This window comes from Prochlorococcus marinus str. MIT 0912 (genome assembly GCF_027359595.1).
Taxonomy (GTDB): domain Bacteria; phylum Cyanobacteriota; class Cyanobacteriia; order PCC-6307; family Cyanobiaceae; genus Prochlorococcus_B; species Prochlorococcus_B marinus_C.
In genome coordinates, this window is the sequence record NZ_CP114783.1 from 527,738 (window position 1) to 545,778 (window position 18,041).

Below are 18,041 nucleotides of genomic sequence, written 5' to 3' on the forward strand. Positions count from 1 at the left end.
TTGGATACCTTACACATACTAGATGGAGATATACTATTACTCCCATCAAAAGACATTTTTATTGAGAAGGGCTCGTTAATAATTATTGCTGAGGTTCGTGAATCTAAAACTTCGGAAGTTCTTTATAGAAAAGTAATAAAAGAATTTAAAGAAGGTGATCTAATACCAATAATTAAGACTGAAAATAATATATTGTTATATATTAGAGCACTAGATGAAACAATAATAAAGGACTATCAGTTTAAAACACAAGCTGAGTTAAATGAATGTGAAAATAATATATTTTTAAGCTTGATAGATTTGTATATAAATAATCCTAAAAGTCAAGAATTAAAATTGAAAGATATTAAAAGTCTTAATGAATTAATTAATTTATTATTATCAATTGAGACTGATTATCAAGAATCAAGAATTCTTTCTCAGGGAAAAAATGATATAGAGTCATCTCTTTTAGATACCTTAGATTATAATGATAATCTTGTATCTAAAAATAAAAAACCAGGAGATAATAATATAAATTTCTTTCATCAATGTTTATCATTTTTTTCAAACGATTCTGAATCTTCTATACCTTCTAATAATTTAAGCTTTGACCCTAAAAACTTTGATGATCTGCAATATCTATTAAATAAGTATTCTCTTGTTGCTAGGGAAATAGAATTAGATGATCAATCTTTTACCAATGACTGTGGAGATTTACTCCTTTTTTTAGAGGACCATGATGACTGTCCAGTTGCTATGAAATCATGTTCTAATGGATATCTAATCCTTAATCCATTATCTTCTCAAATACCTTTTAGAATTTATAAAACAGGAGACATTGATATTAGGTTTAACTCTCGAGCTTACTCTATCTATCCAACTTTTAAACCTAATGATCTAACTACATTGGGCTTATTAAGATTCAGTTATGGAAAACCAACTAATACACAAAAATTCATATTGTCAGGGTTGTTTTCTGGATTACTAATCGGATTTATCCTTGCTATTGGTAAAGACATAGGAGCTTCAAGATGGATATTTGGTATGGGATTTTCAGGTTTACTTGTAGGCACGACATTAGGCTTCCTTACAGGCGGTTTTCGTATAGCTGTATTACTTATGTTTTTGTCAACACTTTTAGGATTAATTGTTCCAACCTTTAACACATTTATTACTAATTATGCTTTGCCAGACAGAGACTTCAGTATGCTTGTTCAACTTTCATTTATACTTATTTTTTCTGGAATAGTTAGAGTATCACTAGAGTGGACTCAAAATCGTTTTATTCAAATAGCTCAACAAAAAGGTAGCTTCAAAACTCAAATAGCATCAATAAACCGTCTCTTATCCTTACCAATGCAGTTTTTTAGAAAGTATACTTTTGGCGATCTTCAACTACGCTTCTTTTCAATCGATGAACTTAGAGTTGAAATTCAAAATCTACTTGAAGGAGGATTAATTAGAGCTTCTTTAACTAGTATATATATACTTTTCATGCTTAGAATAAGCGTTAAATTAACATTCTTAGCAATTATAATTGCTTTGATATTAATTATCCCAACAATTGTAATTGGCTTACAAACAAGACCACTTGAGAGAAGGCAACAAGAACTAGAAGGGGAAGCCCAAAGCCGGAACTTAGAGATCATAAATTCAGTCTCAAAGTTAAGGCTTGCTTCAGCTGAATACGAAGCTTCAAGATGGTGGGCAAGTAGTTATAGAAGAATTATTAATATAGAAATGATACTTGATGCAAAGGAATCAGTTTCTCAGGTTCTTCAGTCGATAATACCTAATCTTGGTTATTTACTTATATATATAGTAATAACCAGGTTAGGTTCCGAAGCCTTATTAGATTCAAATAACATTGCACCTAATCTCGGACAATTACTTGGTTTCTTTTCTGCTTTTGCAACCTTTATAGGTGCAATGGTTAGCCTATCTGATTTAATTGTTGGATCTTTTGATTTGCCAATAATATTTGAACGAGCGAAACCAATTCTTAAAGAATTACCCGAAGACTCTCAAGATTTATATGATCCAGGAAATTTATCTGGAAATATAAAGATTGAAAATCTTCGTTATCAATATAATTTAGAGTCTCCTTTTGTTCTTAATAACCTAAACCTTTCTATTAAGTCTGGTCAGTTTGTTGCTTTAACAGGTGCTTCAGGTTGTGGAAAAAGTACTATTGTTAAAATACTTTTAGGTTTTGATAAGGTAATTGAAGGTAATATTTATTTTGATGGTATGAATTTAAATGGATTGAGGAAAGATCTTATAAGAAAAAGAATAGGAACTGTTAGTCAGAATTCATCTATTTTTGCAGGAAATATTTTTGAATGTATTGCAGGTGGAAGGGTAATAACTTTAGAACAAGCTTGGGAAGCTATTCATATGGTTTCTTTAACCGAAGAAATTCAACTAATGCCTATGGGAATATACACAGTTATTCCTGAAGGAGGTGCAACACTTTCTGGAGGGCAAAAACAACGCCTAGCAATAGCAAGAGCATTAATTGGTAAACCACAAATATTAATTTTTGATGAGGCAACTAGTGCACTTGATAATCCTACGCAAGAAACAATAACCAGAAGTCTAGAGTCTCTAAATGTTACTAGAATTGTTATTGCGCATAGACTAACTACTATAAAAAATGCCGATAATATATTTGTAATTAATAATGGAACAGTTGTTGAGGAAGGTAATTATCAAGAATTAATTAATAAAAACGGTCTATTTACTAATCTTGTAAAAAGACAAATCGCATAATTATCTAAATACATGCCATTATTCAGAAAAAAAGCTTTAGATTCATTATCTAGTCCTGAAAAACTTAAGGAACCTATGCGATTACTAAATCCAGGGTTTTGGTCACTATTGATAAGTTTAATTGGATTTTCTACTTTTATTTTAACTTGGTCTATCTTTGGCAGGTTGCCTGTCAGAATAAAAGGTCAGGGTATACTGTATTCATCTAATACAATATTTTTTTCTCAACCAAAAATTTCAGCACGAGTAAAGAATGTAAATGTAAAAACAGGAGATTGTGTATTTAAGGATGACGTTTTGGCTGTACTAGATTCAGATGAACTTGAAATAGAAAAGAAGAAGATTAAGAGGCACCTAAATAAAATAACTTCAGATTCTAAAATTGAATATGAACTAGAAAGCTCTCAATTAGATCTTAAAAAGAAAGAGTTAGATAGATATTTTGATCTTTTAATGAATGGAGCTGTTAGTAAAATGAATTATGAGAAGATTGAACTGGAATTTAAATCATTAAAAGCTAGTATTATTAAAAATAATAATCAAAGACAACAAACAATCCTCGATAAAAAATTAAATCTACAAAAAATTGATGATCAAATTAAGAGCCATTCAATGATTACATCGGATATTAATGGATGCATAATTGGAACGAATGTAAAAATTGGCCAATATGTCAATTCCGGTGATAAGATTTTTCAATTAACTACAGAAAATAAAGATACTCCTTTAAAAAGTTTCGCTTTTTTGCCAACAAGAGACGGTAAAAGGATAAAAATCGGACAACTAGTAAAGATCACCCCAACGACTACAAATAAACAAAGGCATGGAGGTATATCTGGAGAAGTTATCTCAGTCAACTCGTTACCAATTACTAGAGATGATCTATTAACAAATTTTGGTAATGAAATTGTTGTTTCAAAACTACTTATGACTGATTCTGAACCTATGATTCAGATCATGACTTCATTAAATAGAGATGCTAATTCAATAAGTGGGTATGATTGGGGGGGGGGCAAAGGTGCTGATTTAAATTTAACCTCTGGCACAATGACAAATGTAAGTATTATTGTTGAGAGAAGAAGACCAATAACTTATATGATTCCATTACTTCGTGACTTGTCTGGTATTTATTAGAACATTTATTTTAAATGAATTATCTATCAGAAATATCAGAAATAGTACAAACTCAATTAGCTAAATTCAATGGGACTTGGATTAGAACTCCAACTGTCATCCAAATGGAAAATACAGAATGCGGAGCTGCTTCTTTAAGTATTATTCTTCAACATTACTCGAAATATGTACCTTTAACCCAACTTAGAGAATTATGTGGGATTTCAAGAGATGGAAGCGATGCGGCTAGTTTAATTTTGGCTGCTAGAAGTTTAGGGTTAAATGCAAAAGGATTTAAAAAAGGAATTAGTAAACTTAAAGAAACTAAACTTCCCGTAATTATTTTTTGGGAATTTAATCACTTTTTAGTTTTAGAGGGTTTTATAGGTAATAAAGTTATGCTAAATGATCCTGCTTTAGGACCAAGGACAGTAACTTTAGAAGATTTTGATAATAGCTATACAGGAATTGTTTTAACTTTTTCACCGGATAAAGAATTTCAACCTGGTGGAAAAGCTCCATCAATTTGGCCATTAATTTTTAGCCGACTTTTATATGAGCCATGGCCCGTATTATTTATTACCTTAACTGGATTGATTTTAATATTACCTCAATTAATACTCCCAATATTTTCTCAGATATATATAGACGAAATAGTTAATAATAATATGAAAGAATGGCTTAAGCCAATGTTAATTGCAATGGCCATAACAATTATTTTTCAAACAATTTTGAAAAATATACAGTTATTAGCAACTAGAAAACTAGAAAAGAGGTTGACAAAGAAATTTTCAGCTAACTTTCAAAAGAAAGTCTTATCTTTACCGGAGAAATTTTTTACACAAAGATATGCAGGTGATATTGCGATTAGAACTAATTACAATACTATTGTGTCAGAATTTATATCCTCTACACTAATCCCATTTGTTACAGGATTATTTTTATTATTTTTTTATTTAATTCTTACATTTTTATATAGTCCAATTCTAGGTTTAATTATTATCTTATCAACTGGATTTAATTCATTAATAGTGGCTTTAAACCTAAGATTTCTGAAAGATTCAAGTTTACAGATAAGCAAGGATTCGGCAAAAGCAAGCTCAGTTATTATTGCAGCTGTACAAGAAATTGAGTCCGTTAAAGCTTCTGCAATCGAAAATGATGTTTTCAAAAAGTATGCAGGTTATCAAACTAGATTGCTAAATTATAATCAAGAAATAAGTATGAGAAATGCAAGATTGCGAATTATTCCTAATATATTAAATACATTTAATGAAGTATTCATTATAATAGTTGGATTTTTCTTGGTTCTTACTGGAGACCTAACTCTAGGAATGTTATTAGCTGCACAAACTATTGCTCTTAATCTGAAATCTAGAATTGAAAGTGTAATCAACTTTGTACAAGGTTTACCAACATTTTCATCTACAATTTTAAGACTCGAAGATGTACTAGAACAACCTTCTGATCCAAACTTAATTATAAATGAATCACAGAATAATTTTCCAAAGGAAAGGTTGAAACTTTCTGGTAAAATAAGTATAAAGGATCTGACATTTGGATATATACCACTAAAAGAACCTTTAATTAATCATTTGAATCTTGAAATTGAAGCCGGGCAAAGAATTGCACTTGTAGGAGGAAGTGGGTCTGGAAAAAGTACTATTTCAAAGTTAATTTCTGGCCTATATCAACAAAATGAAGGTAAGATTCTATTCGATAACTATGAATTAACAGATATCCCAAGATCAATTAGAACTAATTCAATAGCTTTGGTCCAACAAGATATTCAATTATATGGTTGTAGTGTAAAAGATAATTTAACATTGTGGAACACTGAAATCAATGATTCTTTAATTAAAAAGTCCTGTCAGCAGGCATATATTTTAGATGAAATACTTAAATTACCAGATGGATTTGATACGATTTTGAGTGAAGGTGGTAGAAATTTATCTGGTGGACAAAGACAAAGATTGGAAATTGCAAGAATATTAATTAGTCAACCAAGTATTTTAATTTTGGATGAAGCAACATCTGCGTTAGATGCCGAAACAGAGTTTAAAATTAATCAATCTTTTAGACGTATTGGTTGCACTCAGATAATTATTGCACATAGGTTAAGTACAATTAGGGATGCAGATAAAATACTAGTCTTTAAAAATGGAGAAATCGTTCAAGAAGGTAAGCATCTTGATATGATTAAATCTAAGGATTCTCCTTATAGTCAACTAATTAATGAGATGTGATAAAGAAAAAGCACCCAATTAATGAATGCTTTTATAGGAATTGAATGCTTAAAAAATAATTTCATTTACTTTTCAATTGCCTTAAATATCCCACCACGAGAAAGCGACCCATTCATATTTAATTTCTTAAATTCAGGGTGAACGATTGCTCTCGTATTAAATCTTTTGGTTTGCATAAACATGCCGTAGTTGTGATCGAGTATATCCGCCCATCGTGCACCAGAGACTACAGATAGTTGCTCAATATTGAGTTCAGATTTGTTCATGATTTGTATTTATCTCTATGTAGTTACTATCTCTTAAATTAATACGTGGTGAATTAGTCTAAATCTGCTGAATATGTGAGGTAGATCAGACAATACTCATAATGAAAGTACACTTTATATGTGCTTCTAAAGCTATTCAGTTTGAATAAGAAATTTCTATTTATTTCCATTGCGAGTATTGTTTTCGATTTGAGAATTCAAATCTGAATTATTTATCTTTCGGTGGGCAACTGCAGGGATCAAGCACAGTCCGAGAACAAGCCACCAAACAATTCCTCCGGATGCTTCTTGAAGTTCAGCAAGGCTAAGTTCTTCATTAGTTAAGTCACTTTTCATGGTTTTGTGAGAAGTAAGGTTTAGAGCAATAGGACGGAGGTGTCGGAGGGTCCGTGTCCATGTACTTACTATCCCTCGAACCAATGACTCACGTATTGATCTAAGTCTGATGAATCTGTGAGGTTGGTCACAAGTGATATTTCAAGTAGATCTAATTCGAAAACTACTCCTGCACCAAAGTGATTGGTGTCTGATTGTGATGGGGTGGCGATAGAAGTGCAGTGGTTAGAGCGATTAGCAAGAGATAGTTCATGAATCAACTCAATCCAGTCATTTCAGTAAAGAGAGCATCATTTTCATTTGCGATAGCAAAGTTCAAGAGAACGTCTGATCTGGTTTGTTCTTCTTTATTTAAACTTCCCACCCAATAGTTAAAACCATCTTCATCTGGTAAACGATCAAACACATTGCGATATAGCGTCGTGACATATTCTTCAGTGGTCACGTTCTCTCCATAACGACTTTTAAATTCAGCTGATCGAACAAATGATGCAGCTACGACCTTGTTTGTATTAATCCCAGAACTATAGACATTAATCCAATATTTCAAACCTTCGGCATCAGGGAATCGTTTAAAGGCAGCGTTATAGAGTTGGAACATTTCACCAGAGGGATCAGTTAATCCAGTGACTTGATCAAAGGTCGCTTTAATATCAGCAATAGCACTGACATCACGTAAGGCACTTGTTGTGTCTTCTCCAGAAAATCTCAATAAGGGATAGCCAGTGATGTCGTCATAACCAGAGTCAGTCTTGATTTCATATTTTCCATTGCCTCTGTTGTAGAACTTGTATTCATGATAATTACCGCTATAGGTTTTAACGACGTCTACTTTTGATGCTTCTACGGTTTGATCTGAGAATTGAATGTATTCAATATTTTTGAGAGTATCTGTTCCATCAGTTGTTCCTGTTGTCCTTTGGTCGGCGATTTCCAGAGTATTTGTTCCACGGGTAAAGCTGTAATCAGAAAATTTCCCAGAGAATGTGACAGTATCTGTTCCACCTAGACCATCGATAGAGTCGTTACTACTAGTGCTTGTAAGATTGTTATTGTTAGAGCTACCGGAAATGGTTGCTGTGAATTCATTGAGGTCATTCACAGAGAGACTAAAGGATTTGGTATAGGTTTCATTACTAGCATCAGTCGTTTTTATGCGAATTTTATAGGTTGATTTAGTTTCATAATCAGGAGAGGAATTAATTTTTAAATTGCTTCCATCTAGAGTAAAGGCACTATTATCTCCATCTCCTGCACCACTGACTAAGGAGTAAGTATGTGTATCGGATGAATCGACATCACTTGTTGAAAGAGTTGCAACGATTGAATTTAAACTAATATTTTCATTGAAGGACGAGGAAGAAAGACTGATATTGGATGGAGTTTCATTGACGTCTTGAACGGAGAGAGTAAAAGCTTTTATATAATTGAGTCCACCAGCATCAGTCGTTTTGAGGCGAATGTTGTAGGTCGATTTGGTTTCGTAATCAGGAGAAGAGTTGATTTTTAAATTGTTTCCATCAAGGGTGAAAGCAGTATTGTCTCCATCTCCTGCACCAGTTACTAGGGAGTAAGTATGTGTATCAGATGAGTTAGCATCTGTGCTAGTAATAGTTGCAATATCGGAATTACGAGTAATATTTTCATTAAAAGTTGTAGACGTAAGAGTTATATTCGTTGGTGTTCTATTGATATCATTGCCCAATATTGTGCGTGTTTGATCTAAAAATTCAACATATTCTACGTTTGTGAGAATATCTGTTCCGTCATTACTGGGAATTGTTCTATTGTCTTTAATTTGGAGATTATTTGTTCCAGGAGTAAATATGTAATCTGAAAAACTTCCACTGTAAAAGGCAGTATCTGTACCTGTCCCTCCATATATTTGATCATCTCCTTCTCCTCCAGTGACATTATCGTTCCCGTTTCCTAGGATGATAATGTCATCTCCTGCACCACTTTTTATAGTGTCATCGCTTGAACTGTTAGCGCGACTTTCTATTAAATTATTCAAATCTAAATTATATCCTGACCAATTTTCTAAAGTTGTTTTGACATCGAGATTTGAGTCATTAAAAATATATTCATGTTTTAACGCCTCATCTTTATAGAACTTTACCCTGCTTAGTGTACCTTTTAATTGAGATGCATTAGAAGGATTATTCTTATCAAAAGAACCTATTAATTCAACTAAGTAATCATTTCCAGTAGTGATTTCATTAAAACGAATAATATTTCCAGAATCCCAAATAATTACTCCATCAAGTTTTATCGTACTTGGTGATTCTTGGATATTTAGACTTTCAGAGAAATGATGAATATATTTATTTCCGTTAAAATTTGGGAACGAACTTTCAGAAATATTAGACGTACTGGTAAATATTGTTGAGCTAGGAGTTGGTATTAAATTCTCATATATGGAAGATGTCGTAGAGAATGCACTAATAGTGAAAGGATCTGCAGCACTGTAATTAACCTCATAACCTAAGTCTTCTAATGCTGCAATTGAAAGTCTGCTAAGTGGATTACTTCCTGAATCTGAGTAACCAGTCATTAATTCAGTATTAAATATACTTTCACGCCAATGTCCATATTGAGTACCTGTTCCACCAGTGTTTTCTAAAGGTACAGATGTTATAGATGGATTATTCGTTAAAGTTCTATACTCGTTTACTCCTTTTTCTCCTATATAGTCATATCCACTTCTTAAATTATAGAAATCCCAGAAACCCCATCCAAATGTATGACAAACTTCATGATTAATAAGATCAGGCAATTCGCCTGATAGCCTCATGCTCTCTACATCAGCTGTATCGAGCTCTATCCAAGCTCTGTAAGGCAACCTGTCCCCACCTTCTCGGGTTTCAGAAATCGATGCTCGTCCAAGAGTTCCTCCACTTCCATCAATATATCCTATTCTAAAATCTATTATAATATCGTCTATTATTCCATATACTGAGTCGTTAACAGCTGGAATATCTCCAATGATTACATTCTCCCAAAAAGTTGCTGATTGATTTAAATAGCTTCTATATATTTCTGGCCCTTGATAATTAAATTCAATATTGAAATTGGAGGATGGAGTGATAGTTGGTGTTTCATTTGAGATTGAAATTTTATAGGTTCCTGTTTCATTTTGATATCCAGCTGTCGCGATATAATAGGTTCCAGTCGAGGTAGGTGTATACGTTAGTCTTGAATTACGTCCACTACCACCATCATCATTACTAGTTCCTGAAATTAATACACCAGATGAATTGTAAATACCTCTTAAATAAGGATCACTTAAAGTTCCATTAGATGTTGGTGCTCCTTCAAGGTCAATTTGATATATATTTCCTGCAACTAAATTGACTTTAAACCAGTCTTCATCACCCGCGACTTCAATACTTCCAGTCGTTGATCCTCCGATGGAAATCAATCCAGATGAAGCCGTATCATTAGTAAAATCATCATTTGCATTACCTCTACCTATTTTGGAAATGGAAAGATTACAAGTACCTATTGCGTCACCATATCCACCCGTGGCGATATAATAAGTTCCAGTTGACGTTGCTGTGTAAGATAATTTCGAATTAAGTCCACTACCACCATCGTCATTACTAGTTCCTGAAATTAATACACCAGATGAATTGTAAATACCTCTTAAATAAGGATCACTTAAAGTTCCATTAGATGTTGGTGCTCCTTCAAGATTAATTAAATATTCACTTCCACTGTTAAGGGTAATAGCGAACCAATCTTGATCTCCTGCTACTTCTATATTAGAAGAGACTGAGTTGCCAACTGTAAGTTTTCCGGTTGTACTTGTATTGGCGGTATAATCATCTGTACTTCCAATTTGTGTTAAACCTAAAGTATAGCTACCTGTTCTTGTACCATATCCACCCGTAGCGATGAAATAAGTTCCAGTCGAGGTAGGTGTATACGTTAGTCTTGAGTTGCGTCCACTACCACCATCGTCATTACTAGTTCCTGAAATTAATACACCAGATGAATTGTAAATCCCTCTTAAATAAGGATCACTTAAAGTTCCATTAGATGTTGGTGATCCTTCAAGGTCAATTTGATATATATTTCCTGAGACTAAATTGACTTTAAACCAGTCTTGATCACTCGCGACTTCAATACTTCCAGTCTTTGACCCTCCTACAGAAATAGATCCTGCTGTACTTGTATTGGCGGTATAATCGTCTGCTACGGTTGTTTGTGTAATCGTAAGTTTATAGGTACCCAGATCATCGTAATAACTACTTTCATATCCACTAGCTGCAATGTAATAAGTTCCAGTCGAGCTAGGTGTATACGTTAGTCTTGAATTACGTCCACTACCACCATCGTCATTACTAGTTCCTGAAATAAATACACCAGAAGCATTGTAAATACCTCTTAAATAAGGATCACTTAAAGTTCCATTAGATGTTGGTGATCCTTCAAGGTCAATTTGATATTCATTTCCTGCAACTAAATTGACTTTAAACCAGTCTCGATCATTCGCGATTTCAATATTTCCAGTCGTTGTCCCCCCTACAGAAATAGATCCTGTTGTACTTGTATTGGCGGTATAATCATCTATGGTTCCAGTTTGTGTTAAACCTAAAGTATAGCTACCTGTTCTTGTACCATATCCACCCGTAGCGATGAAATAAGTTCCAGTCGAGGTAGGTGTATACGTTAGTCTTGAGTTGCGTCCACTACCACCATCGTCATTACTAGTTCCTGAAATTAATACACCAGATGAATTGTAAATCCCTCTTAAATAAGGATCACTTAAAGTTCCATTAGATGTTGGTGATCCTTCAAGGTCAATTTGATATATATTTCCTGAGACTAAATTGACTTTAAACCAGTCTTGATCACTCGCGACTTCAATACTTCCAGTCTTTGACCCTCCTACAGAAATAGATCCTGCTGTACTTGTATTGGCGGTATAATCGTCTGCTACGGTTGTTTGTGTAATCGTAAGTTTATAGGTACCCAGATCATCGTAATAACTACTTTCATATCCACTAGCTGCAATGTAATAAGTTCCAGTCGAGCTAGGTGTATACGTTAGTCTTGAATTACGTCCACTACCACCATCGTCATTACTAGTTCCTGAAATAAATACACCAGAAGCATTGTAAATACCTCTTAAATAAGGATCACTTAAAGTTCCATTAGATGTTGGTGCTCCTTCAAGATTAATTTGATATTCATTTCCTGCAACTAAATTGACTTTAAACCAGTCTCGATCATTCGCGATTTCAATATTTCCAGTCGTTGTCCCCCCTACAGGAATAGATCCTGTTGTACTTGTATTGGCGGTATAATCATCTATGGTTCCAGTTTGTGTTAAACCTAAAGTATAGCTACCTGTTCTTGTACCATATCCACCCGTAGCGATGAAATAAGTTCCAGTCGAGGTAGGTGTATACGTTAGTCTTGAGTTGCGTCCACTACCACCATCGTCATTACTAGTTCCTGAAATTAATACACCAGATGAATTGTAAATCCCTCTTAAATAAGGATCACTTAAAGTTCCATTAGATGTTGGTGATCCTTCAAGGTCAATTTGATATATATTTCCTGAGACTAAATTGACTTTAAACCAGTCTTGATCACTCGCGACTTCAATACTTCCAGTCTTTGACCCTCCTACAGAAATAGATCCTGCTGTACTTGTATTGGCGGTATAATCGTCTACATCTTCAGAAACATCGGTAACATCTACCCAAAGTCTTTGGCTTGTTGTATTTCCAGATGTGTCAGTAGCATTAACTGTAAGTGAATAGATATTATTTCCTAAAGAGTCAGTCGGGTTTTCATAGTCAGGTGCAGTATTAAAAGTCAGAGCACCTGAGCTGTTAATTGAAAATTTTGTATAATCATTGAAACTCAGAGACCAGGTTACCGTTTCATTGGCGGCGTAGGTATGTACAAATGTTGTATTTTCATTGATGTATAAACGCGGAATACCTGCATAATTATTTGTTGTGGGAACTGTGATTATTGGAGGAGTTACATCATTTTGTGTTAAACCTATAGTATAGCTACCTGTTCTTGTACCATATCCACCCGTAGCGATGAAATAAGTTCCAGTCGAGGTAGGTGTATACGTTAGTCTTGAATTGAGTCCAATACCACCATCGTCATTACTAGTTCCTGAAATAAATACACCAGATGAATTGTAAATCCCTCTTAAATAAGGATCACTTAAAGTTCCATTAGATGTTGGTGATCCTTCAAGGTCAATTTGATATTCATTTCCTGCAACTAAATTGACTTTAAACCAGTCTCGATCATTCGCGATTTCAATATTTCCAGTCGTTGTCCCCCCTACAGAAATAGATCCTGTTGTACTTGTATTGGCGGTATAATCGTCTACATCTTCAGAAACATCGGTAACATCTACCCAAAGTCTTTGGCTTGTTGTATTTCCAGATGTGTCAGTAGCATTAACTGTAAGTGAATAAATATTATTTCCATTAGAATCAGTGGGGTTTTCATAGTCAGGTGCAGTATTAAAAGTCAGAGCACCTGAGCTGTTAATTGAAAATTTTGTATAATCATTGAAACTCAGAGACCAGGTTACCGTTTCATTGGCGGCGTAGGTATGTACATATGTTGTATTTTCATTGATGTATAAAATCGGAATACCTGCATAATTATTTGTTGTGGGAACTGTGATTATTGGAGGAGTTGTATCTTCAGAAACATCGGTAACATCTACCCAAAGTCTTTGGCTTGTTGTATTTCCAGATGTGTCAGTAGCATTAACTTTAAGTGCATAGATATTATTTCCTAAAGAGTCAGTCGGGTTTTCATAGTCAGGTGCAGTATTAAAAGTCAGAGCACCTGAGCTGCTAATTGAAAATTTTGTATAATCGCTACTACTCGTAGTATCTGAACTCAGGGACCAGGTTACCGTTTCATTGGCGGCGTAGGTATGTACAAACGTTGTATTTTCATTGATGTATAAATACGGAATACCTTCATAATTATTAGTTGTGGGAACTGCGATTATTGGAGGAGTTGTATCTTCAGAAACATCAGTAACTTCTACGAAAAGCCTGATATTTGATGTATTTCCAGATGTATCAGTCGCATTAACTTTAAGTGCATAGATATTATTTCCTAAAGAGTCAGTCGGGTTTTCATAGTCAGGCGCAGTATTAAAAGTCAGAGCACCTGAGCTGCTAATTGAAAATTTTGTATAATCGCTACTACTCGTAGTATCTGAACTCAGGGACCAAGTTACTGTTTCATTAGCGGTGTAGGTATGTACAAACGTTGTGTTTTCATTGATTTCTAGAACCCCTAAAGACCGGCCACCAGAAAAATTATTAGTTGTGGGAAGAGTAATTATTGGTGGAACTATATCTTCAGAAACATCGGTAACATCTACCCAAAGTCTTTGGCTTGTTGTATTTCCAGATGTGTCAGTAGCATTAACTGTAAGTGAATAAATATTATTTCCATTAGAATCAGTGGGGTTTTCATAGTCAGGTGCAGTATTAAAAGTCAGAGCACCTGAGCTGTTAATTGAAAATTTTGTATAATCATTGAAACTCAGAGACCAGGTTACCGTTTCATTGGCGGCGTAGGTATGTACATATGTTGTATTTTCATTGATGTATAAAATCGGAATACCTGCATAATTATTTGTTGTGGGAACTGTGATTATTGGAGGAGTTGTATCTTCAGAAACATCGGTAACATCTACCCAAAGTCTTTGGCTTGTTGTATTTCCAGATGTGTCAGTAGCATTAACTTTAAGTGCATAGATATTATTTCCTAAAGAGTCAGTCGGGTTTTCATAGTCAGGTGCAGTATTAAAAGTCAGAGCACCTGAGCTGCTAATTGAAAATTTTGTATAATCGCTACTACTCGTAGTATCTGAACTCAGGGACCAGGTTACCGTTTCATTGGCGGCGTAGGTATGTACAAACGTTGTATTTTCATTGATGTATAAATACGGAATACCTTCATAATTATTAGTTGTGGGAACTGCGATTATTGGAGGAGTTGTATCAATTATTTTTAAACTAAGAGTATAGCTACCAATTCTTGTACCATATCCACCGGCTGCGATGAAATAAGTTCCAGTCGAGGTAGGTGTATACGTTAGTCTTGAGTTACGTCCACTACCTCCATCATCATTAATAGTTCCTGAAATATATAAACCAAACGCATTGTAAATACCCCTTAAATAAGGATCACTTAAAGTTCCCTTGGAAGTTTGTGATCCTTCAAGGTCAATTTGATATTCATTTCCTGCAACTAAATTGACTCTAAACCAGTCTCGATCACCCCAGAATGAAATAATTCCAGTCGCTGTCCCACCTACAGAAATAGAACCTGTTGTACTTGTATTGGCGGTATAAACATCAGTCATTAAGACCTACAAGCAGTCAACCGATGGATGTATATATTATATATTATATATAGATAGCTATGTGAGGCTGAGTGTTTTTCAGCAATAAAGTTTTGTATCAAATGTTCAGAATTACTAGTCTGTGATTCTGATTGTGATGGGGTGGGGATAGAAGTGCAGTGGTTAGAGCGATTAGCAAGAGATAGTTCATGAATCAACTCAATCCAGTCATTTCAGTAAAGAGAGCATCATTTTCATCTGAGATAGCAAAATTCATGAGAACGTCTGATCTGCTCTGTTCTTCTTTATTTAAACTTCCCACCCAATAGTTAAAACCATCTTCATCTGGTAAACGATCAAACACATTGCGATATAGCGTCGTGACATATTCTTCAGTGGTCACGTTCTCTCCATAACGACTTTTAAATTCAGCTGATCGAACAAATGATGCAGCAACAACTTTCTTTGTATTAATCCCAGAACTATAGACATTAATCCAATATTTCAAACCTTCGGCATCAGGGAATCGTTTAAAGGCAGCGTTATAGAGTTGGAACATTTCACCAGAGGGATCAGTTAATCCAGTGACTTGATCAAAGGTCGCTTTAATATCAGCAATAGCACTGACATCACGTAAGGCACTTGTTGTGTCTTCTCCAGAAAATCTCAATAAGGGATAGCCAGTAATATCGTCATAACCAGAGTCAGTCTTGATTTCATATTTTCCATTCCCTCTGTTGTAGAACTTGTATTCATGATAATTACCGCTATAGGTTTTAACGACGTCTACTTTTGATGCTTCTACGGTTTGATCTGAGAATTGAATGTATTCAATATTTTTGAGAGTATCTGTTCCATCAGTTGTTCCTGTTGTCCTTTGGTCGGCGATTTCCAGAGTATTTGTTCCACGGGTAAAGCTGTAATCAGAAAATTTCCCAGAGAATGTGACAGTATCTGTTCCACCTAGACCATTTATCTCATCATTTCCACTCGTTGTTTGAATGGTCGCATCATTAATTAAGCGGTCATCAGTATAGATATCTGCAAAACCAACGACACCGCTAGAGAGCTCAGAAGCAACAGAACTACTATCCCCTCCAGAAGGAGAGGGACCCCAAGTAACAACGGATCCGTCATTTTTTAAAGCTGCAAATGCAAATGCTGTAGAAGAAATTTTAGTAACACCACTAGATAGCTCAGAAGCAACAGAACTACTATCCCCTCCAGCATAAGAGCTACCCCAAGTCACAACGGAGCCATCAGTTTTTAAAGCTGCAAATGCATTACTATTAGAAAAAATCTCAGTAACACCATTAGAGAGCTCAGAAGCAACAGAACTACTATCCCCTCCAGAAGAAGAACTACCCCAAGTAACAACGGAGCCATCAGTTTTTAAAGCCGCAAACGAACTCCAGCTTGAGTAAATATGAGAGACATCGCTGGATAACTGAGAACTTACAGAAGAGCTGTTTCCTCCTTCCGAATCCGTCCCCCAAGTAACAACGGAGCCATCAGTTTTTAAAGCTGCAAATGCACTTGTTGTAGAAGAAATTTTAGTAACACCACTAGATAGCTTTGAAGTTACAGAAGAGCTGTCTCCTCCCCGCGAGCTAATTCCCCAAGTAACAACGGAGCCATCAGTTTTTAAAGCTGCAAATGCATTTTCAGTAGAAAAAACTTCAGTAACACCGCTAGATAGCTTTGAAGTTACAGAAGAGCTGTCTCCTCCTGATGAGTAAATCCCCCAAGTAACAACGGATCCGTCATTTTTTAAAGCTGCAAATGCATTTTCAGTAGAAAAAACTTCAGTAACACCGCTAGAGAGCTCAGAAGCAACAGAACTACTATCCGCCCACCACCCCCAAGTGACAATGGAGCCATCATTTTTTAAAGCTGCAAATGCATGTCTATTAGAAAAAATCTCAGTAACACCATTAGAGAGCTCAGAAGCAACAGAACTACTATCCCCTCCATAAGAGTCTGTACCCCAAGTAACAACGGATCCGTCATTTTTTAAAGCTGCAAATGCACTTGTTGTAGAAGAAATTTTAGTAACACCACTAGATAGCTCAGAAGCAACAGAACTACTATCCCCTCCATCACGCCACCCCCAAGTAACAATGGAGCCATCATTTTTTAAAGCTGCAAATGAATGTGTTGTAGAAAATATTTGACTTACACCACTAGATAGTTTTGAAGTTACAGAAGAGCTGTCTCCTCCATCACCCCACCCCCCCCAAGTAACAACGGAGCCATCAGTTTTTAAAGCTGCGAAAGCACCACGATTTTTGTTTTCTGTATAAGTTCTCCTGATATCAGCTTTTTTATTATTTGTACTTTGTAAGATTCCCATTTGATTTGGTATTAATCTCTTGTTGTCTCAGTAGAGGAACTAGATAATTTCAGATTATAAGTTACTTCTAGCTCATATAGTCTTCCTAGATTTCACCTGCAATAGTAAATATTGAACAATTCAGTGTTCACTGGGTCGTGATTGTGAATCTAATTAGACCCTATCCACCTGAGACTTTTCTTACTTTCGCCATAAATATACCAATTGCTGTCACAATCGACCTAAAGCAGATGGAAGTTATAGAGCACTAAAAACAAATTGCGGATGTTATGGGCCACAATTTGGACATTAACTTTTTGAGCTATTCCAGATTCCAAACGAAGGATCTAGCCCATACTTATGATGAAACCTCACTCCTAATTATATCCGCTACTTAGATAGTTAAAAATTGTAGCTGTTCCAGAGACATAAGCACGCTTACGCCAACCGTTATCAAGGAGGAAGAAACCTTAAGTTCTTTTACCATTGTGGAGTGATACCTCTTGATTTATTTGTAGCGCACGCCTTTTTAGGATGACGCATCCTCCGATACATTTTTGCAGCAATAAAAAAAGAGAGGCTATTTGCCCCTCTTCTGATTATTCTTTCTAACCCTGCACAAGTCGCAGTTTCCCTTT

The 18,041-nt window shown here is 35.0% G+C and carries 8 protein-coding genes; 3 read left to right on the plus strand and 5 right to left on the minus strand.

The window, feature by feature from the left end:
- From O5640_RS03330 to O5640_RS03340, 3 genes are read left to right on the plus strand one after another with little or no spacing between them, the layout of a single operon-like run.
- A complete protein-coding gene (locus O5640_RS03330) occupies nt 1-2,754 on the plus strand; it encodes an ATP-binding cassette domain-containing protein (protein ID WP_269613211.1) in 2,754 nt (917 codons plus the stop codon).
- 12 nt (nt 2,755-2,766) lie between these two features.
- Nucleotides 2,767-3,888, plus strand: coding sequence for an NHLP bacteriocin system secretion protein (locus tag O5640_RS03335; RefSeq protein WP_269613213.1), 1,122 nt, complete (start codon nt 2,767-2,769; stop codon nt 3,886-3,888).
- 14 nt (nt 3,889-3,902) lie between these two features.
- Nucleotides 3,903-6,113 carry an NHLP family bacteriocin export ABC transporter peptidase/permease/ATPase subunit gene (locus O5640_RS03340; RefSeq protein ID WP_269613214.1) on the plus strand — a complete coding sequence of 737 codons (2,211 nt, stop codon included), beginning with the start codon at nt 3,903-3,905 and terminating at the stop codon, nt 6,111-6,113.
- Nucleotides 6,114-6,178: 65 nt separating this feature from the next.
- Here O5640_RS03340 and O5640_RS03345 read toward each other — a convergent pair whose 3' ends face one another.
- The 5 genes from O5640_RS03345 to O5640_RS03365 all read right to left on the minus strand — a co-directional run bounded on the left by O5640_RS03345 (nt 6,179) and on the right by O5640_RS03365 (nt 17,424).
- Complete coding sequence (locus tag O5640_RS03345) at nt 6,179-6,379, minus strand: hypothetical protein (protein ID WP_269613215.1); 201 nt, start codon at nt 6,377-6,379, stop codon at nt 6,179-6,181.
- A 156-nt stretch (nt 6,380-6,535) separates the two neighbouring features.
- A complete protein-coding gene (locus O5640_RS03350) occupies nt 6,536-6,715 on the minus strand; it encodes a hypothetical protein (protein ID WP_269613216.1) in 180 nt (59 codons plus the stop codon).
- A gap of 68 nt (nt 6,716-6,783) precedes the next feature.
- Nucleotides 6,784-6,975, minus strand: coding sequence for a hypothetical protein (locus O5640_RS03355; RefSeq protein WP_269613217.1), 192 nt, complete (start codon nt 6,973-6,975; stop codon nt 6,784-6,786).
- Entirely contained in the window at nt 6,972-15,092 is an 8,121-nt protein-coding gene (locus tag O5640_RS03360) for a DUF4214 domain-containing protein (RefSeq protein ID WP_269613218.1), read from the minus strand. Before O5640_RS03360 ends, O5640_RS03355 begins: the two co-directional genes overlap by 4 nt.
- A gap of 193 nt (nt 15,093-15,285) precedes the next feature.
- Nucleotides 15,286-17,424: a DUF4214 domain-containing protein gene (locus O5640_RS03365; RefSeq protein ID WP_269613219.1), complete on the minus strand. Its 2,139-nt coding sequence runs from the start codon at nt 17,422-17,424 to the stop codon at nt 15,286-15,288.
- Nucleotides 17,425-18,041: the final 617 nt, after the last annotated feature.